General features: G+C 47.5%; 20 protein-coding genes. 10 read left to right on the top strand and 10 right to left on the bottom strand.

Annotated elements, in window-relative coordinates:
• Positions 1–25: 25 nt before the first annotated feature.
• From ICU98_RS02950 to ICU98_RS02940, 3 genes are read right to left on the bottom strand one after another with little or no spacing between them, the layout of a single operon-like run.
• Positions 26–853, bottom strand: a complete 828-nt coding sequence (locus ICU98_RS02950; RefSeq protein ID WP_215352682.1) for a TatD family hydrolase — start codon at positions 851–853, stop codon at positions 26–28.
• Positions 850–1545 carry an ABC transporter ATP-binding protein gene (locus ICU98_RS02945; RefSeq protein WP_215352681.1) on the bottom strand — a complete coding sequence of 232 codons (696 nt, stop codon included), beginning with the start codon at positions 1543–1545 and terminating at the stop codon, positions 850–852. The genes ICU98_RS02950 and ICU98_RS02945 overlap by 4 nt, the downstream gene beginning before the upstream one ends.
• Positions 1538–2797 (bottom strand): lipoprotein-releasing ABC transporter permease subunit, encoded by a 1260-nt coding sequence (locus ICU98_RS02940; protein WP_215337088.1) that lies wholly within the window; start codon positions 2795–2797, stop codon positions 1538–1540. The genes ICU98_RS02945 and ICU98_RS02940 overlap by 8 nt, the downstream gene beginning before the upstream one ends.
• 70 nt (positions 2798–2867) lie before the next feature.
• Between ICU98_RS02940 and ICU98_RS02935 the strand changes: the two genes are divergently transcribed.
• The 4 genes from ICU98_RS02935 (at position 2868) to lysS (ending at position 8289) form a co-directional block, all read left to right on the top strand.
• Positions 2868–3827 carry a hypothetical protein gene (locus tag ICU98_RS02935; protein WP_215352679.1) on the top strand — a complete coding sequence of 320 codons (960 nt, stop codon included), beginning with the start codon at positions 2868–2870 and terminating at the stop codon, positions 3825–3827.
• The gene (gene recJ, locus ICU98_RS02930; protein WP_215352677.1) at positions 3824–5572 is read left to right on the top strand and encodes a single-stranded-DNA-specific exonuclease RecJ; all 1749 of its coding nucleotides are present in this window, start codon (positions 3824–3826) and stop codon (positions 5570–5572) included. The genes ICU98_RS02935 and recJ overlap by 4 nt, the downstream gene beginning before the upstream one ends.
• A 41-nt stretch (positions 5573–5613) precedes the next feature.
• Positions 5614–6718 (top strand): peptide chain release factor 2 gene (prfB, locus tag ICU98_RS02925; protein WP_215352676.1). Its coding sequence is split into 2 segments (ribosomal slippage): positions 5614–5685 and positions 5687–6718, totalling 1104 coding nucleotides; the frame shifts between segments, so codons are not numbered across the junction.
• 26 nt (positions 6719–6744) lie between these two features.
• A complete protein-coding gene (gene lysS, locus ICU98_RS02920; protein WP_215335400.1) occupies positions 6745–8289 on the top strand; it encodes a lysine--tRNA ligase in 1545 nt (514 codons plus the stop codon).
• Here lysS and ICU98_RS02915 read toward each other — a convergent pair whose 3' ends face one another.
• Positions 8290–8766, bottom strand: a complete 477-nt coding sequence (locus ICU98_RS02915; protein WP_215352675.1) for a disulfide bond formation protein B — start codon at positions 8764–8766, stop codon at positions 8290–8292. It abuts the gene before it with no gap.
• A gap of 149 nt (positions 8767–8915) precedes the next feature.
• Here ICU98_RS02915 and ICU98_RS02910 point away from each other — a divergent pair, with 149 nt between their 5' ends.
• The 6 genes from ICU98_RS02910 (at position 8916) to ICU98_RS02885 (ending at position 13784) form a co-directional block, all read left to right on the top strand.
• Positions 8916–9692 carry a ferredoxin--NADP reductase gene (locus ICU98_RS02910; RefSeq protein ID WP_215352674.1) on the top strand — a complete coding sequence of 259 codons (777 nt, stop codon included), beginning with the start codon at positions 8916–8918 and terminating at the stop codon, positions 9690–9692.
• A gap of 103 nt (positions 9693–9795) precedes the next feature.
• Entirely contained in the window at positions 9796–9963 is a 168-nt protein-coding gene (locus ICU98_RS02905) for a hypothetical protein (protein ID WP_215353278.1), read from the top strand.
• A 12-nt stretch (positions 9964–9975) separates the two neighbouring features.
• The gene (locus ICU98_RS02900; RefSeq protein ID WP_215352673.1) at positions 9976–10770 is read left to right on the top strand and encodes a sulfite exporter TauE/SafE family protein; all 795 of its coding nucleotides are present in this window, start codon (positions 9976–9978) and stop codon (positions 10768–10770) included.
• Positions 10767–11495, top strand: coding sequence for a phosphoadenylyl-sulfate reductase (locus ICU98_RS02895; RefSeq protein ID WP_215352672.1), 729 nt, complete (start codon positions 10767–10769; stop codon positions 11493–11495). The genes ICU98_RS02900 and ICU98_RS02895 overlap by 4 nt, the downstream gene beginning before the upstream one ends.
• Positions 11496–11511: 16 nt before the next feature.
• On the top strand, positions 11512–12435 hold the full coding sequence (cysD, locus tag ICU98_RS02890) for a sulfate adenylyltransferase subunit CysD (protein ID WP_215352671.1): 924 nt from the start codon (positions 11512–11514) through the stop codon (positions 12433–12435).
• Positions 12435–13784: a sulfate adenylyltransferase subunit 1 gene (locus ICU98_RS02885; protein ID WP_215352670.1), complete on the top strand. Its 1350-nt coding sequence runs from the start codon at positions 12435–12437 to the stop codon at positions 13782–13784. The genes cysD and ICU98_RS02885 overlap by 1 nt, the downstream gene beginning before the upstream one ends.
• Before the next feature lie 3 nt (positions 13785–13787).
• Here the strand turns inward: ICU98_RS02885 and fdx are convergent, their stop codons facing one another.
• The 6 genes from fdx to ICU98_RS02855 are packed head-to-tail and all read right to left on the bottom strand — an operon-like array spanning position 13788 to position 18535.
• Positions 13788–14126, bottom strand: coding sequence for an ISC system 2Fe-2S type ferredoxin (gene fdx / locus ICU98_RS02880; protein WP_215272248.1), 339 nt, complete (start codon positions 14124–14126; stop codon positions 13788–13790).
• A 23-nt stretch (positions 14127–14149) separates the two neighbouring features.
• Positions 14150–16015, bottom strand: a complete 1866-nt coding sequence (hscA, locus tag ICU98_RS02875; RefSeq protein WP_215353059.1) for a Fe-S protein assembly chaperone HscA — start codon at positions 16013–16015, stop codon at positions 14150–14152.
• A 4-nt stretch (positions 16016–16019) separates the two neighbouring features.
• Positions 16020–16544, bottom strand: a complete 525-nt coding sequence (gene hscB / locus ICU98_RS02870) for a Fe-S protein assembly co-chaperone HscB (RefSeq protein ID WP_251365374.1) — start codon at positions 16542–16544, stop codon at positions 16020–16022.
• Positions 16525–16848, bottom strand: a complete 324-nt coding sequence (iscA, locus tag ICU98_RS02865; RefSeq protein ID WP_215335392.1) for an iron-sulfur cluster assembly protein IscA — start codon at positions 16846–16848, stop codon at positions 16525–16527. The genes hscB and iscA overlap by 20 nt, the downstream gene beginning before the upstream one ends.
• Before the next feature lie 11 nt (positions 16849–16859).
• The gene (gene iscU, locus ICU98_RS02860) at positions 16860–17246 is read right to left on the bottom strand and encodes a Fe-S cluster assembly scaffold IscU (protein ID WP_112203458.1); all 387 of its coding nucleotides are present in this window, start codon (positions 17244–17246) and stop codon (positions 16860–16862) included.
• A gap of 29 nt (positions 17247–17275) precedes the next feature.
• Entirely contained in the window at positions 17276–18535 is a 1260-nt protein-coding gene (locus ICU98_RS02855; protein WP_371818435.1) for an IscS subfamily cysteine desulfurase, read from the bottom strand.
• Positions 18536–18556: the final 21 nt, after the last annotated feature.

Below are 18556 nucleotides of genomic sequence, written 5' to 3'. Positions count from 1 at the left end.
CCGAAATAGCTAAACGCAAGGATCTTTAGAAGGAGAGGAATGAGGACCAGCGTGGCAAAGCTTGTGATGCATTTTGCCTCACAGCCAGTGCAAACTGATCGTGGCTAATGCCCCTAATATCCGCCAACTCTGACGCAATTCTGGGCAAATAGCTTGGTGAATTACATTCTGCTCCCTCATCTCTTAGCCATGCTGGAGGAATATCAGGAGCGTCAGTTTCAGTAACGATGCTATCGAGTGGCAACTCTGTTAGTAAGCGACGGATTTGCAGTGCTCGCGTGTAAGTAGCTGCGCCACCAAAACCAAGCTTAAAGTTCATCCCAATCAATTGTTCGGCTTGCTGGAAACTCCCATTGAAGGCATGCGCAATCCCTCCTGGTAAAGTTCTTTGACGCAATGCTTTGAGTATTGCATCTTGAGAACGCCGAATATGAAGTACGACGGGCAATTGAAACTGCTGTGCTAAATCCAACTGCCCTTGAAAGAAAAAATCTTGCCTTAATGGGTCTAAACCCTCTACAAAATAATCTAGGCCAATTTCACCAATCCCAACAAAGCGAGGATCCTCAAGATTAGTCTCAATCTTTTCCTTCAACACCAGAAGATCACTCTCCTTTGCTTTCTGAATATACAAAGGATGAATTCCTAGGGTATAGACCAAACCCGGGATTTGTTTTGCATAGTCATGGGCTAAAGCTTTAACGTGATCAAAGTCACCGGCCTGAACTGCAGGAATCAAAATCGCCTTGACACCTTTTTGAGCGGCCTCCTCCAAGATCGTCAGAAGATTGGGAAATAATTCAGGGGCATCTAGATGGCAGTGAGTATCAACCCACGAAGGGCTTACGCTCATCCAGCAAAGGTCCTCAATACTCCGCGCTCTAGTTGCATAATGCGATCGCAACGTTGAGCGCGAATAGGATCGTGCGTCACAATCACGAATGCGGTCCCTTGCTCCCGAGCAATACTTAACATCAAGTCAAAAACACCATCAGCGGTTTCAGTATCGAGATTGCCTGTCGGTTCGTCAGCCAACACACAGGCGGGGTTACCAACTAAGGCTCTCGCAACCGCAACCCGTTGGCGCTCTCCTCCTGATAATTCGCCAGGGGTATGCTTTTCTCGAGCTGATAAACCTACTTGCTTCAGAATGGCGCTCGCACGGGCTAAAGACTCGTCGCCACCTAGACCTCTGATGCGAAGTGGCAGAGCTACATTCTCTAGAGCAGTAAATTCATCCAAGAGATGATGAAACTGATATACAAAGCCTAGACTACGATTGCGGAGCTGATCGAGTTTTTTGGTCGAAAGTTGATTGAGGTTTTCTCCAGCCAAAGTGACTGTGCCACTAGTGGGCTTATCCAAACCACCCAATAGATGTAAGAGCGTACTTTTTCCAGATCCAGAAGATCCCACAATAGCGAGTTTCTCTGAGGGAAAAACCTGTAAATCGATTGCCTTGAGAACCTCAACCGCAGAATCACCTTGACCGTAGGTTTTCGCTAAGCCGTTAGCGCTGAGAACTACAGAGTTCGTATTACTCATAACGCAGCGCCTCCGCAGGCTGGACCTTCGAGGCTCTACGGCTTGGATATAGGGTAGCTAATACTGATAAACCAAAAGCCATCAATCCCACTGTCAGAACATCTGCAAGATGAACATCCGATGGTAGCTCACTAATGAAATACACATCGCGGGGTAAGAAGCGCACCCTAAAGATCGCCTCAATTGCTGGAACGATGACATCAATGTTGAGCGCAATTAATAATCCAAAGGCAACCCCAGCCAAAGAACCCAATAAGCCAATGGCCAAACCTTGAACTAAAAAGATGCGCTGAATCATTCCAGGACTAGCGCCCATGGTTCGCAAAATGGCAATGTCTGCTTGCTTCTCATTCACAGTCATGACTAAGGTGGAGACTAAGTTGAATGCAGCTACCGCAATGATCAAAGTCAAAATAATGAACATCATTTTTTTCTCGGTTTGAACTGCTGCAAACCAATTGCGATTGGTGCGGGACCAGTCAGAAATCCAAACCGAATCAGGCAATACTGCAGCTATTTGATTGGCAATCTCAGGTGCTCGCTGCATATTGTCAACCTTGACCCGCAAACCCGTGGGATCGCGCATCCGCAACAAAGCCGCAGCATCTTGCCAATGCAGGATGACTAATGAGCTATCGAATTCGTAATGGCCACTATCCACAATACCCACGACTTGTAAGGTGCGCATTCTCGGTAAGGCGCCTGCTGGTGTGAGATCAGCCTCTGGAACAATCAAGTTCACTCGATCGCCCACATTGGCACCAATAATGGCTGCCAGTTGTGAGCCTAAGGCAACCCCAAAACTCCCCGGCTTGAGATCATCAATACTTCCAGAAATAAATTGCTTCGGTAAATCCGATACCTTGATCTCTTCGCTGGGTGAGACACCCCGTATCGATACGCCACGCATTGCCCCACCGCGACTCAACAAACCCTGAGAGCCAACCATCGGAGCAACCCCAAGAACATGAGGCTGAGCGGCAACAGTCAGCGCTAAGGGCTGCCAGTTCGCCAAGCCATCAGGCGCACTAATTTCAATATGGGAAAGAACGGATAGCATCCGATCCCGCACCTCTTTTTGGAAGCCATTCATGACCGAGAGCACCACAATCAGGGATGCTACTCCCAAGGCGATCCCAATCGTGGAGATGCCCGAGATAAAGGAAAGGAAGCCGTCGCGCTTACCAATCGCCTTGCGGCGCTTAGAACGGGTGTAGCGCAAGCCAATTTCGAGCTCAAGGGGAAATTTCAACATCCCAACAGTTTAGTGAATTACCAAGCTAAACCGATGGAATAATCAAATCCCACCTAAAATCAAGGAAATGGCCATCGAACCCAATACCAATTCCAAACCTGTCCGCCGGTTTACCCTGATGATCGGCGGGGAGGATGCTCTCGACCCTCAGGCTGAACAGCCGCCCTGTGGACTGCCGCAGGAGCGTTTTCTCCTGGGTAAGCGGGTGCCGATTGCCCCGATTCTCTTATTGGGACAGTCTGATCTTGTCATAGATCCCCAGCTGTCGATTGCTTGCCTACAGCCAGTTCATCTTCATGCGACACGAGATCACCTAGTGCTCCTAAACCAAACTCAGCTTGGACTGACGCAAGAAGAATCTAACGCACTACTTAAGCCGATCCTGCCATTACTAGAGGAAGATTTTCAAAGTCCCCTGCTTTTTCATAATGCCTCTTTTTATTTCATACCTGCCGGACCGTTCGCCAGTCTCGCAACGCACAGTCTAGATCAATCCCACGGGCGCAATATTGACTGGTGGATGCCGCGTGACAGCAATGAAGAAGGTGTATCCAAAAGATGGCGCAAGCTCCAAAATGAAATCCAGATGCTTTGGCATATCGATGCCATCAATCAGGTTCGTGAACAATCTGGTAAATCCAGTATCAACTCCATTTGGATTAGCGGAATTGGAAAATTAGCCGATGTTGAGGCTCCCAACTGCTTCAAGGAAATCAAAACCATTTACAGCAACAAACCGCTTCTCATGGGGCTCGCGAAGTTTCTGAATATTCCTCAGTCGGCTAATATTAATCCAGACCAACTGGAAGCGGGATTTGCCTATACAGATGATCCAGAATCGATTTGGGGAATGCTATCGACTGCTCTAGAAAATAAACAACTCGATGAAGTGATCCTGATTGACTTTCCCAATGGTCGTTTTCGTGAACGCACATTTACTCGCAAATCATTGCATCAGCAGTCCTGGATGTTCTGGCGAAAAGCTAAAAAAATATCCTGGCAAGACATGATTGGAACAGGTTCATGAGCCTCTTTCAGCACCGCCCCTACTCTGAGAGGGCTGCCAAGTGGTTAGAGCAAAGTGGTTTAAACCCATTGCTTGCTAGATTATTTGCAGCGCGAGGTGTTGAAAAGCCAGATGATTTATCTCTCGAACTCAAAAACCTACTCTCTCCGAGTGAACTCAAGAACTGTTTAAGTACGGCCAGTCTGTTGGCAGACATTCTGGGAAAAAGAGAATCCATCGTAATTGTTGCCGACTATGACTGCGACGGCGCAACGGCATGTGCGGTAGCGATGCGTGGCCTCAAGCTACTCGGTGCAGAAAGTGCCTCAATACAGTTTCTGGTTCCCAATCGGTTCACGATGGGTTATGGCCTGACCCCTGAGGTAGTGGAGCTCGCGGCAGAGCTCAAACCCAAGCCGCGCTATCTCATTACCGTTGATAACGGTATCGCAAGTGCTGCAGGTGTTGAGCGTGCTCGTGAATTTGGTATCGATGTCATCGTGACCGATCACCACCTACCAGCAGACATCATTCCCAATGCGGCGGCAATTGTGAATCCAAACCAAGTAGGCTGTCCATTTCCAAGTAAAGCACTTGCAGGCGTTGGTGTGATGTTTTATCTCTTAGTGGCATTACGTGCAGAGTTGCGTCAGCGGGGAAAATTTACCACCGAGACTCAACCTAAGATTGAAAATCTCCTAGACCTAGTAGCGCTGGGTACAGTAGCAGACGTTGCTCAGCTCGATCGCAATAATCGCATCTTGGTATCGAATGGATTAAAACGCATTCGAAATGGCGTTTGCCAAGCAGGTATTCAAGCCCTCTTCCAGGTCGCAGTGAGAGATGTTCGTAAAGCAAACGCTTTTGACTTGGGTTTTGCTATTGGCCCCAGACTCAATGCTGCCGGTAGGCTTGCTGATATGAGTTTGGGTATTCGCCTGCTCTTGACTGATGATCAGGGTGAGGCTTTGTCGATTGCTCAGGAACTTGATCGCATCAATCGAGAGCGTCGCGTGATTGAAACGGGCATGCAAGAAGAAGCTCTCGCATTACTGGCCGATGATCAACTTACTGATGCCATGCGTGATATGCCTAGCATCTGCCTATGGAACGAGGCTTGGCATCAAGGGGTGATTGGAATTGTGGCCTCTCGCCTTAAGGAGCGCTTCAATCGCCCCGCCCTAGTATTTGCACCAGCTGATGGTGCTGACAGCAATGAATTGCGTGGTTCTGGTAGGTCGATTGCTGGCTTTCACCTGCGTGATGCCCTAGATCTGGTTTCTAAACGTGAGCCTGGTTTGATTCTGAAGTTTGGTGGTCATGCCATGGCAGCAGGACTGACCATTCATAAAGCAGACTTTGCTCAGTTTGATGCTGCTTTTCAAAAAGTTGCCGATGAACTACTTACTGATGATTTATTAGAACGCAGCCATAGCCATGATGGCAGCTTAGCCCCACATGAATTTACTCCTGAGCTTGGCGATCTTCTGGCTGAAGAAATCTGGGGTCAAGGATTTCCGCAGCCAGTTTTCTATGGAGAATTTGAGATCTCAGAACAAAGCCTCATGAAAGAGAAGCACTTGCGTTTGCAGTTACGTCCGATTGGGAGCACTGCTAGCAGAGCCATCACTGGAGTTTGGTTCAATCGAACCCAAACCCTGCCCCACCGCGCCAAGCTGGCCTATCGCCTAGTCACCGACCGCTATCAAGGGCAGGCTCGTATTCAGCTGATGATTGAGGCGCACGACGACAATCCCGCTAATTAGGCTTCGTCAAGGTCCAGCTATAACCCCCTTATAATGAGGGGATGGAAGCCGAACAACTCAATACCATCTCCAATACCCTCTCTGATCTGCTCGAGCGCGAGCAAGCCCTTCGGGGGTATCTTTGACTTTGATGTAAAGTCGCGCCGCCTCACTGAAGTTAACTCCATTCTCGAAGATCCCAAAATTTGGGATGATCAAAAAAAAGCTCAAGCTCTTGGCAAAGAAAAGAAATTGCTTGACGGTGTTGTTGCCACCCTCACCAATCTCAATAGCAATATTACGGGTGCACTCGAGTTATTTGAGATGGCTAAAGAGGAAAATGATTTTGAGACGATCTCCGCAATTGAAAAAGACACAGAGAGCTATAGTCAGCTGATTGGTGATCTGGAGTTCCGCAGGATGTTCCACAATGAAATGGATTCTTGCAACTGCTTCATTGATATTCAAGCCGGTGCAGGCGGGACTGAGGCCTGTGATTGGGCAAGCATGCTCTATCGTCAATATCTAAAATATTGTGAGCGCAAAGGTTACAAAACCGAAATTCTTGAAGAGTCTGATGGCGATGTAGCAGGCATCAAGAGCGCGACCATCAAAGTCGATGGTGAATACGCCTACGGTCATCTGCGCTCTGAGACGGGAGTGCATCGCTTAGTACGGAAGTCGCCCTTCGACTCCTCTAATGGTCGACACACCTCATTTGCCAGCATCTATGTCTATCCTGAGATTGATGACTCCATCGAAATTGAAGTCAATCCAGCGGATATTCGGACGGATACCTACCGCGCTTCAGGTGCTGGCGGTCAACATATTAATAAAACAGACTCTGCAGTGCGTCTTACGCACATTCCAACTGGCATCGTGGTTCAGTGTCAGAATGACCGCAGCCAACACCGCAACCGTGCTGAGGCAATGAGTATGCTCAAGTCACGCCTCTATGAGCATGAGATGCAAAAGCGTCGTGCTGAGCAAGATAAGTTAGAGGCTAGTAAAACCGATGTAGGCTGGGGTCATCAAATTCGCTCTTATGTTCTAGACCAGAGCCGTATTAAAGACTTACGTACCAACGTTGAGATTTCCAATACCCAGAAGGTGCTTGATGGTGATCTTGATGCTTTTATTGAAGCTAGCCTGAAACAAGGCGTTTAATTCCATTAACAGCAACCCATTTTGATATGAACGATAAAGCCAACCCACCAGCTAACGCAGAACCCCTTGATGAAAATCACATCATTGCAGAGCGTCGTGAAAAATTAGCCAAACTTCGGGAAGCTGGCGTTCCTTTCCCGAATGATTTTGTGCCAACGCATTTATCAGCGGATTTACACGCGCACTACGATAGCCTGACTAAAGAAGAATTGGCTGCCAAAAAAGTTCATGTCAAGGTTGCCGGTCGCATGGTCCTAAAGCGTGTGATGGGTAAAGCTAGCTTTGCAACCATTCAAGACCGAAGTGGGCAAATTCAGTTCTATATCAGCGATGAAATCAGCGGGGCTGATACGCATGCTGCCTTTAAGCATTGGGATATGGGTGACTTTATTGCTGCTGAGGGCCATCTCTTTAAGACCAATAAGGGCGAGCTCTCGGTTGAGAGTAGCAACCTGCGTTTGCTCAGCAAATCATTACGCCCTCTGCCAGATAAATTCCATGGGCTATCTGATTTAGAGACTAAATACCGTCAGCGCTACGTTGACCTGATCGTCAATCCTGAAAGTCGTAATACGTTCAAGGCAAGAAGTAACGCCATTGCTTCCTTACGTCGTCACATGCTTGATGCTGACTTCATGGAAGTAGAGACACCCATGCTCCATCCGATTCCTGGTGGTGCAACAGCAAAGCCTTTTATAACTCACCATAATGCTCTTGATATGCAGATGTTCCTGCGTATCGCACCTGAGCTCTATCTCAAGCGTTTAATTGTGGGTGGATTTGAACGCGTCTTTGAAATCAATCGCAACTTCCGCAATGAAGGTGTGAGCCCCCGCCATAACCCTGAGTTCACAATGATGGAGTTTTATGCGGCCTATACTGACTATCGCTGGCTGATGGACTTTACTGAAGGACTGATTCGTGCTGCAGCAATCGATGCTCAAGGCACTGCAGTGTTAACTCACCAAGGTCGCGAGCTGGATTTAAGCAAACCTTTCCAGCGCTTAACGATTACAGAGGCGATTCTGAAATATGGCCCTCAATCCAATAAACAATATCAAGCTGCGCAACTCGAGGATGCAGACTTTATTCGCTCTGAGTTGAAGAAAGGTGGCGAGAATCCTGACTCCCCCACCCTGAAGAATGCGGGTATCGGCGCCCTTCAGCTCGCTCTTTTCGAATTGGTTGCCGAAGAACATCTCTGGGAGCCAACTTACATTATTGATTACCCGATTGAAGTAAGCCCCCTTGCACGAGAGTCTGATACTCGTCCAGGCGTTACCGAACGCTTTGAATTATTCATCACAGGTCGTGAGATTGCTAATGGCTTCTCAGAGCTGAATGATGCAGAAGACCAAGCGAATCGCTTTCGTAAACAGGTAGAGCAAAAAGAAGCTGGCGATGAAGAGGCAATGTACTTCGATCATGACTTTATTCGCGCCCTGGAATACGGTATGCCTCCTACTGGTGGTTGCGGTATCGGTATCGATCGTTTGGTAATGCTCTTAACTGACGCACCCAATATTAGGGATGTGATTCTGTTCCCGCACTTGCGTCGCGAAGAAGAGTAATTAGTGCTTTTTAAAAAGTCTTTGTACTAGTACGATCAAGATAATCGCAAACCAAACAAAGGACCATTCAGGTACTTGCAAACCAAGAATAGTTGGTAGTTGAGCAGAGCAAAGGCCATCCGCTTTAAATAGCCATGGCAAGGAGCGAACCAGCTCAAACTGATTGATCCAAGTTTCGAGGGGGTCAATACCGCAGGAAGTATCGGGATGAAACAAGACCCAGATATGGCGTCCAGCAACTACCAAGCCAAAAACTGTAAATAGCGTCGCCAATACATGGAAAGCTTTTCTGCTGGGCTGGAATGCCATCGCGATAAAACAAGCAAAACTAACTCCCAAATAGCCCACTCTTTGCATGATGCATAAAGGGCATGGCAAGAATGCGACCCCCTGGTAACCAAATTGCTGGAGGATGAGCGCAACCATCACAAGACCAAGACTCAGAAAGCCCATTAGGAGGTAAAAAGTTCGATTCATGCTTAGATAATAGCGAAGCTTGGACTCTATCGAGCAATAGTCCTTATTACTAAAAGTTCAGGGTATATAAAAAGTTAATTGCCTCCGCAGTCCTCGGGACATGCCCAAGAATGGGATAATGACGGCTTTACTGAAAATCACACCGCTTTATGGCTACTTGCAACACTGAAACCGTTCTGTCAGTTCATCACTGGAATGACACCCTATTTAGCTTTACGACCACCCGCAACAAGGGCTTACGCTTTCGCAGCGGGCACTTTCTCATGATTGGTTTAGAGGTCGAAGGGAAACCGCTACTCAGAGCCTACAGCGTGGCAAGTCCAAACTACGAAGAGCATTTGGAGTTCTTGAGTATTAAGGTTCAAGACGGACCCCTCACTTCCCGTCTGCAAAAAATTCAGGTTGGAGACCCCATTCTCGTGAGCGAGAAGTCGGTTGGAACTTTAGTGATTGATGACCTCAATCCTGGCAAACACCTCTACTTATTTAGCACTGGCACTGGCTTGGCGCCCTTTATGAGCATCATTCGTGATCCTGAAACCTATGACAAATTCGAGAAAGTTGTTTTGATTCATGGTGTGCGCCTAGTTAGTGAACTCGCTTATGGCGATTACATCAAGAACGAACTGACTCAAGATGAATATTTGGGTGAACTCATTCGTGAAAAACTCATCTACTACCCTACGGTGACGCGCGAGGCTTTCAAACACACCGGTCGCCTCACCACTGCTATTGAAACTGGCCAACTCTTCAAAGATATTGGTTTACCGCCTTTGGATCCTGCCGTAGATCGCGCCATGATTTGCGGCAGCCCATCGATGCTCAAAGAAACCTGTGAAATGCTCGATAGTCGGGGCTTCAAAGTCTCCCCAAGCCTAGGTCATTTGGGCGACTATGTCTTTGAGCGTGCCTTCGTCGAAAAATAATCTATATATCCGTATGTAATATAGATATCGCTATATATTCCTTGTGGATATATAGCGTCATTGCTAAAGTCTCCTCTAACGCTTGATTAATAGAGGAATCGCAATGTCACCAGTTCGGGAGCAATACAACCCCATCATCACCAGCCTGCTGCGTGAGCATGACCAATTACCGCTTGAGCAAGTAGAAAACCGCAAATCAATTCAGCGTCGTATTTTATTTTTGATGAACACGATCAAATTCCAGGAATTTGAAGAAGCCCAATACTCATAATCAGAAAAAATCATGGCCCAGTTCTTCATCGATTCATCACACTTTATTATTTCTGGCGCACTGGTTGGACTCCTAGTCGGCATGACCGGCGTAGGTGGTGGCTCGCTCATGACGCCCTTGCTAACGATCATTTTTGGCGTTGCTCCCACTACAGCAGTGGGTACCGATCTGGCTTTTGCTGCCATTACCAAAGGCTTTGGTACTGCAGCTCATCGCTTACATGGCAACGTTCGGTGGGACATTGTTCGCCTGCTGTGTTTGGGCAGCCTGACCACCGCAATACTGTCGATCATCGCACTGAAATATGTGGGTCCAGTATCAAAAGATTGGAATCACATCATTAGTCTTTCGATTGGTGTATCCGTTTTATTAACTGCCGGCTCACTCCTGTTTAGAGCGAAGATTATGAAATGGGTTCACGCTAACCCCAAACGTTTACCAAGCGGGTCTCCTCTCAAAGTGGCTACGGCATTGGTCGGAGCAGTGATTGGAGTTTTGGTGACCATCTCCTCAATCGGCGCGGGCGCTATCGGCGCTACCTTGATTTTGGTGCTCTACCCCACCCTTCGGCCGGCTGAAGTTGCAGGTACCGATATTGCCTATGCTGTACCGCTCACCGCATTAGCAGGCCTTGGCCACTGGTGGCTCGGCAATGTGCACTTTGATCTATTGGCAGGCCTCTTGATTGGCTCTGTTCCTGCGATTTGGTTAGGAGCAAAATTATCGAGTGTTCTGTCTGAAAAAATCACTCGTAATACGCTTGCAGCAACACTCTTTTTGGTTGGTCTAAAATTGGTGCTCTCATGAATGCCCCACAATTTTGGACCATTCCGCCTAGCAAGCTAAGTCCCTCCCAATTAGCTGAAAAAAGCCAAGCGCTCACCGAGCGCTTAGTTTCTATTTGCAAGGCTCATAATGATGTTCGCTTTGCTACCAGTCTTGCTGCTGAAGACATGGTGATCACCGATGCAATTGCACAAGCAAAGCTACCAATCCAATTTTTTACTCTTGCAACAGGTCGCCTACATCAAGAGACTGTAGATATGGTCAAGACTACTGAAGATCATTATCAAATTGCTATCACCAAAGCATATCCCGAAGAATCCGACATACAAGCCTTTATTGATCAATATGGAATCAATGGTTTCTACGAGGGTGAAGCAGCCAAAAAAGCCTGTTGTGGAGCACGCAAGATTAAACCGCTGAATGCAGCCTTGCTTGGTGCAGATGCATGGTTGACCGGTCAAAGAAGAGAGCAATCCACTACGCGTACCGAGTTAAATTTCGCGGAGCATGACGATGCTAGAGGAATCGAAAAGTTCAACCCGCTCTTTGATTGGTCTGAAGCCGATGTTTGGGCTTATATCAAGCAAGAGAATGTCCCGATCCATCCGCTCCATCTAAAAGGCTATCCCAGTATTGGGTGTGAGCCTTGTACCCGCCAAGTAAAACAAGGTGAGGATATTCGTGCGGGTCGTTGGTGGTGGCTCCAAAGCAATAGCAAAGAATGTGGCCTGCACGTTAACCAATAATTGAATGACTGATTAAATGCAAGAACAAACCTTATTAGATGATCATCTCGATTGGCTTGAAGCTGAATCGATTTACATCATCCGCGAAGTCGTAGCGCAGTGCGCCAATCCTGCCATGCTGTTTTCTGGGGGAAAAGATTCGATTGTGATGTTTCACCTAGCGCGTAAAGCGTTTCAGTTTGGCGATCGTCCTGTCAAACTTCCTTTCCCTATTTTGCATATTGATACTGGTCACAATTACCCTGAGGTTATCCAGTATCGCGATGATGTCGTCAAAAAGACTGGTGTGAAACTGATTGTTGGGCATGTAGAAGACTCTATCAAAAAGGGAACGGTGCGTTTGCGCAAGGAAACTGACTCCCGTAATGCGGCTCAAGCAGTAACCTTACTTGAAACCATTGCGGAATATGAATTCGATGCCTTGATGGGTGGCGCACGTCGTGACGAAGAAAAAGCCCGCGCTAAAGAGCGCATCTTCTCTTTCCGTGATGACTTTGGTCAATGGGATCCAAAAGCGCAACGTCCTGAGCTGTGGAACCTCTATAACGCCCGTATCGCTAAAGGCGAGAATATGCGCGTCTTCCCTATCTCCAACTGGACTGAGCTCGATATTTGGCAATATATCGCTCGTGAAAATTTAGATCTTCCCAGCATTTACTACACCCATCAACGCGAAGTCGTCAGAAAAAATAGCTTACTGGTTCCGGTCACGGATATCACCCCCAAGGCGCCTGGTGATATCAGCGAGATTCTTGATGTACGTTTCCGAACCGTTGGTGACATTAGCTGCACCTGCCCAGTATTAAGTACTGCTGCTAATCCACTCGACATCATTGCCGAAACTGCAATTACAGAAATCACAGAACGTGGTGCTACCCGGATGGATGATCAAACTAATGAGGCCTCCATGGAGCGCCGCAAGAAAGAAGGTTACTTCTAATGACCCAAGCGAATCAATCTGCAGAACACCAAAACGTGGTCCGTTTTATTACGGCCGGGAGCGTGGATGACGGCAAGAGCACCTTGATTGGTCGCCTCTTATATGACACCAAGTCTATTTTGATGGACCAACTTGAGTCCCTCTCTAAAACCAAACATGCTCGCGTCACTTCATCAGATGCTGGCGTTGATTTAGCTTTACTGACTGATGGCTTAGAAGCCGAACGTGAACAAGGTATTACGATCGACGTCGCTTACCGTTACTTCTCAACACCAAAACGTAAATTTATCGTGGCAGACGCTCCCGGTCACGAGCAATACACACGTAACTTAGTGACCGGTGCATCCCAATCCGACGTTGCGATTATTTTGGTGGATGCCAGTAGAGTTGATCTTAAAACGTCTCCAGCAACCTTGTTAGCACAAACAAAGCGTCATGCCGCTATTGTTCACTTACTCGGCCTGCGTCACGTTGTATTTGCCGTCAACAAAATGGACTTGTTTCACTTTGATGAACAAGTCTTCAACACCATTACGCAAGCGATTGAGGATCTGTGCCAAAAAATTGGTCTACCTCAACCAACGCTGATTCCAATCTCGGCTTTGCTGGGTGCTAATGTAGTGAATACCAGCCTCAATACTCCTTGGTATAAAGGTCCTACCCTCCTCGCTTGGCTTGAAAGTTTAGATACGAGCCCAGCGTCAGAGAAAACAGGCTTTCGCTTTCCGGTGCAATATGTCGCTCGTCAAGACGGTAGTGCCTCGGATGATTTTCGGGGTTATCTTGGTCAAGTTGAGGCTGGTAGCATTCGCAAGGGTCAGAAGATTAAAGTATTGCCTGGCAATACTGAAGCGACCGTTGCTGAAATCTATCTTGGTAATGGCTCAACTCGCGATGGCTCTAATAATGGAGTGGATTCAGCGACTACCGGCGATGCGATTGCAATTCGCCTCAATGAGGATATTGATATCTCGAGAGGCTGCTTATTTATTAGCGCTGACGATATTACGCCACCCAGTTTGAGTAAAGCAATTTCTGCTGATCTATGCTGGCTCGATAGCGAACCACTCTCCATGAGTCGGAAATACGCCCTGCGTCACACTACCAATACGGTTGGAGCTAAGGTCAAAGCCATTGAAGAGGTGCTTGATGTCCAAACCCTATCTCATGCTAGTGAGACACATCCTCTGAATACCAATGAGATCGGTCGAGTTAGTCTGATTCTGCAAAAACCCATTGCCGCAGATTTATTTGATGAATCCCAAGCTACCGGGGCATTCATTCTGATTGATGAGGTCAGTAACCATACTGTTGCAGCAGGAATGATTCGTCAAACCTCTGCTCAGTAATTTTTAATGATTCTCTTTGGCGTGGTTGATTGAGTACTTCGGTATTTCAATCACCAAATTCTCTTGCGCAATGATTGCCTGACAAGATAGGCGTGACTGAGGACCAAGACCCCAAGCGCGATCTAACATGTCCTCCTCGTTTTCATCGGGGGCGTTCAGGCTGTTAAAGCCCTCTTTGACTAGTACATGGCAAGTGGTACAAGCGCAGACCATGTCGCAAGCATGCTCGATTGGAATATCGTTTTCGAGTAGAGCCTCGCAAATTGAAGTCCCCGGTAAGGCCTCTACCACCGCACCCTCAGGGCAATATTCACTATGGGGCAAAACAACGATCTGGGTCATATTCTTCTTTAATTATCAGTATGTTAAATTTCAGCGACATTCTTGCCGGCTAAGGCCTTCTGAATACTGGCATTCATGCGGATTTGAGCAAAATCATCTGTTGCTTTAGCCGCATAGTCAACTGCCTTACGCAGCATGGCGCTATCGGTTTCTTGATGAAGGACTTTCTGCAAGAGAGCCATTTCTTTTTCAATATTGATTTGCTCGTCTTTACTCAGCAAATTGCGATCGGCGTCTAGAGCTGTTTGGACAGCATCTAGTAAGCGCTGGGCATTGACCTGTTCCTCACGAAGTGATCTGGCTTGCAAATCCATCTTAGCGGAAGCAAATCCATCTTGGAGCATCTTGGTAATCTCGCCATCGGTAAGTCCGTAAGATGGCTTTATATTAATTGAAGCTTGCACTCCAGAGCCCTGCTCTACTGCGCTGACAGATAACAAACCATCGGCATCCACTTGGAAAGTTACCCGAATTCGTGCGGCGCCCGCAGCCATAGGCGGAATGCCTCTGAGTTCAAACTTACCAAGTGATCGACAATCTTGAGCAAGTTCGCGCTCGCCTTGAACTACTTGAAGGGCTAGCGCCGTTTGGCCATCCTTGAAAGTAGTGAAATCTTGTGCCCGCGCAACGGGTATTGGCGTATTGCGAGGGATGATCTTTTCAACTAGGCCACCCATGGTTTCAATCCCAAGAGATAAGGGAATGACATCAAGCAAGAGCCATTCATCATTCTTACCTTGATTGCCGGCTAGCAAATCTGCCTGCATGGCAGCGCCGAGCGCTACAACCTGATCAGGATTCAGGTTATTCAGGGGCTCAGTACCAAACAGCTCACCCACCGCTCTTTGGACATTGGGCATCCGCGTTGAACCGCCTACCATCACGACGCCTTTTACCTCATCCGCCTTGAGTCCTGCATCACGCAAGGCTTTACGACAGGCGACTAAGGTCTTGTTAACCAAGTTTTGGGTAATCTCGAAGAGCTGAGCCTGACTCACGCCGACATTGACGGTTGTACCGTCACTCAATTTTTGATGAACTCGCACCAAAGGACTATGACTTAAGTGCTCCTTAGCCTCTTTACATGCCAACAATAAAGAACGCTGATCTTGAATTGATAAAGGGGGAAGCTTGGCTTGTTCAATCACCCAGCAGAAGAGACGATGATCAAAGTCATCGCCACCTAAGGCAGAGTCTCCGCCAGTGGAGAGCACCTCGAAGACACCCTTAGTCATCCGGAGAATGGAGATATCGAAAGTGCCGCCGCCCAAATCATAGACAGCATAGATACCCTCAGAAGCATTATCTAAACCATAAGCAATTGCTGCAGCTGTAGGCTCATTCAATAAACGAAGCACCTCGATGCCCGCTAGCTTGGCCGCATCCTTAGTGGCTTGGCGCTGTGCATCATCAAAGTAAGCGGGCACAGTAATCACGGCGCCCACAATATCGTCAGCAAGAGAATCCTCTGCAAGTTGACGCAAACGGGCTAAGATTTCTGCAGATACTTCAATGGGGCTCTTATCACCAGCAACCGTGCGCAACTTGAGCATGCCGGGCTGATCAACAAAATCATATGGGGCACTCTCAATATGCTCCACGTCAGTTAGACCGCGACCCATATAGCGTTTAACAGAGACGATGGTATTTTTAGGATCAAGCGCAATACTGTCAATCGCCTCAAATCCTGCCTGTGTTCGCCCATTCGGTAAATACCGAATTACGGAAGGTAGTAGTTCTCGGCCTTGCGCATCAGGCAAAACCTTTGGTAAAGCATCTCTTACCACTGCTACCAAAGAGTTTGTTGTTCCCAAATCAATGCCAACCGCAATGCGGCGCTGATGTGGCGCAAGGGATTTACCGGGTTCGGAAATTTGTAAAAGGGCCATGAATTTACGCCAATGCAGCGATTGCGTCATCAAGCTCGATGGCAAACTTATCAATAAACAATAAACCTCTGAGTAATTCAGCGGCACGCTCATACTGATGCGCAGAATCAATCGCTTGAGCAATTTCAGATATAACGTCAGCTTTAGCTTCCTCAACCTCTGTAGTTAGAGCCTCCAGAGCAGCGATGTCCTCTTCATTCTCATCTAAACTTTCACGCCAATCTATTTGACGCATTAGGAATGCAGCTGGCATAGCAGTATTGGTTTCGAGCTTGGCATCAACGCCGTGAAGCTGGCAGATATATAAACCACGTTGGACGGGATTCTTGAGGGTTTGGTATGCCGTATTGGCTAGCGTTGCCATTTGCATCGCTATACGCTGCTCAGAATCACTCCCGCGCGCATGGCGGTCGGGATGCACTTCTTTTTGAATCGTAAGGTATGCCTGATCTAAGGCAGACAAATTCAGTGTGAATTGTTCGTTTAAGCCAAAGAAACGAAAGTAATCGTCAGACGCGGAAGGATTCACCACAACCACACTCATCTTTGACGTTGGGATTCTGAAACTTAAAGCCTTCGTTTAAGCCCTCGCGTACAAAATCTAGCTCAGTGCCATCTAGATAAGCCAAGCTTTTGGGATCTACAAATACTTTGATGCCATTTGACTCGAACAACTGATCTTCTGCATTTGGCTCATCGACATACTCGAGTTCATAAGCCAGGCCAGAACATCCAGTAGTACGAACACCAAGGCGCAGGCCACATCCCTTACCGCGCTTCTCTAGATTGCGGTTAACGTGGGCGGCTGCTTTTTCGGTAAGAGTAATAGACATAGGATGAATACTTATTTAGCGGGGTGCTTTTCACGGTAGTCTTGAACTGCTGCTTTGATAGCATCTTCAGCCAAGATGGAGCAATGAATTTTCACAGGTGGTAAAGCCAACTCTTCGGCAATCAAAGAGTTTTTGATTTCTAAAGCCTGATCCAGAGTCTTGCCCTTCACCCACTCTGTTACGAGTGATGAAGATGCAATCGCAGAACCGCAACCATAGGTCTTAAATTTCGCATCCTCGATTACGCCTTGATCGTTCACGCGAATCTGGAGCTTCATCACGTCGCCGCAAGCAGGCGCTCCAACCATGCCGGTACCGACTGCGTCATCGCCTTTGGCGAATGAACCCACGTTCCGAGGATTTTCATAATGATCGATTACTTTGTCGCTATATGCCATGGTATTTTCTCTCTATCTGTCTTGGTTAATTAGTGAGCAGCCCACTGAATGGTGCTCAAATCAATTCCGTCTTTATACATTTCCCAAAGTGGTGACAACTCACGCAACTTGGCAATCTTTTCTTTTACTAATTTGATTGTGAAATCTACTTCCTCTTCGGTAGTAAAGCGCCCAAGGGTAAAGCGGATGGAGCTGTGTGCCAACTCGTCATTACGCCCTAAGGCACGCAACACATAGGAAGGCTCTAAAGAGGCCGAAGTACAAGCAGAGCCAGACGAAATCGCCAACTCTTTAAGCGCCATCAACATCGACTCGCCTTCAACATAGTTAAAGCTGATGTTGAGGTTATGTGGCACACGGTGCTCCATATCCCCATTAACGTAGACCTCTTCAATATCTTTTAAGCCATTCAGGAGGCGATCGCGCAAAGCACGAATGCGTTTATTGCCCTCAGACATGCTGATACGGGCAATACGGAAAGCCTCACCCATGCCCACAATTTGATGCACTGCCAGAGTTCCAGAACGCATACCGCGCTCATGACCACCACCATGAATCTGGGCTTCAATGCGAACGCGTGGTTTGCGGCTCACAAACAAAGCGCCAACTCCTTTAGGACCATACGTTTTGTGTGCTGAGAAACTCATGAGATCGACTTTGAGAGTCTTCAGGTCGATCTCTACTTTGCCGGTGGCTTGAGCAGCGTCCACATGTAGGATGACACCACGTGAGCGGCATAGCTCGCCAATCCGAGGAATATCTTGAATCACGCCGATTTCATTATTCACAAACATCACGGAAGCCAAGATGGTTCCAGGCTTCATTGCTGCCTCTAATTGCGCAAAGTCAATTAAGCCGCTTGGCAGCACATCTAAATAGGTGACCTCAAAGCCTTCGCGCTCCAAATCTCTACAAGTGTCCAGAGTTGCTTTGTGCTCGGTTTTGACAGTAATGATGTGATTACCCTTTTCTCGATAGAAATGGGCCGCTCCTTTAAGAGCAAGGTTGATACTTTCTGTTGCACCACTAGTCCAAACAATCTCTCTTGGATCTGCATTCACCAGTAGCGCCACCTCTGAACGCGCCCACTCAACGGCTTCCTCAGCAGCCCAACCATACGCATGACTGCGTGATGCGGCGTTACCAAACTGTTCACGCAAATAAGGCAACATTTTGTCGACCACTTGCGGATCTATTGGAGTTGTCGCTGAATAATCCATGTACACCGGAAAGTGCTTAGGACTAAACATCGGAACAGGTTGTTGAGGAATGTCTTGAGGTGCGTTCATGGTGTACTTTTTGTAATGCCC

The sequence above is a fragment of the Polynucleobacter sp. MWH-P3-07-1 genome (genome assembly GCF_018687555.1).
Taxonomy (GTDB): Bacteria; Pseudomonadota; Gammaproteobacteria; order Burkholderiales; family Burkholderiaceae; genus Polynucleobacter.
The sequence above is the reverse complement of the archived record's forward strand: the minus strand, read 5'-3'. Positions and strand labels throughout refer to the sequence as shown.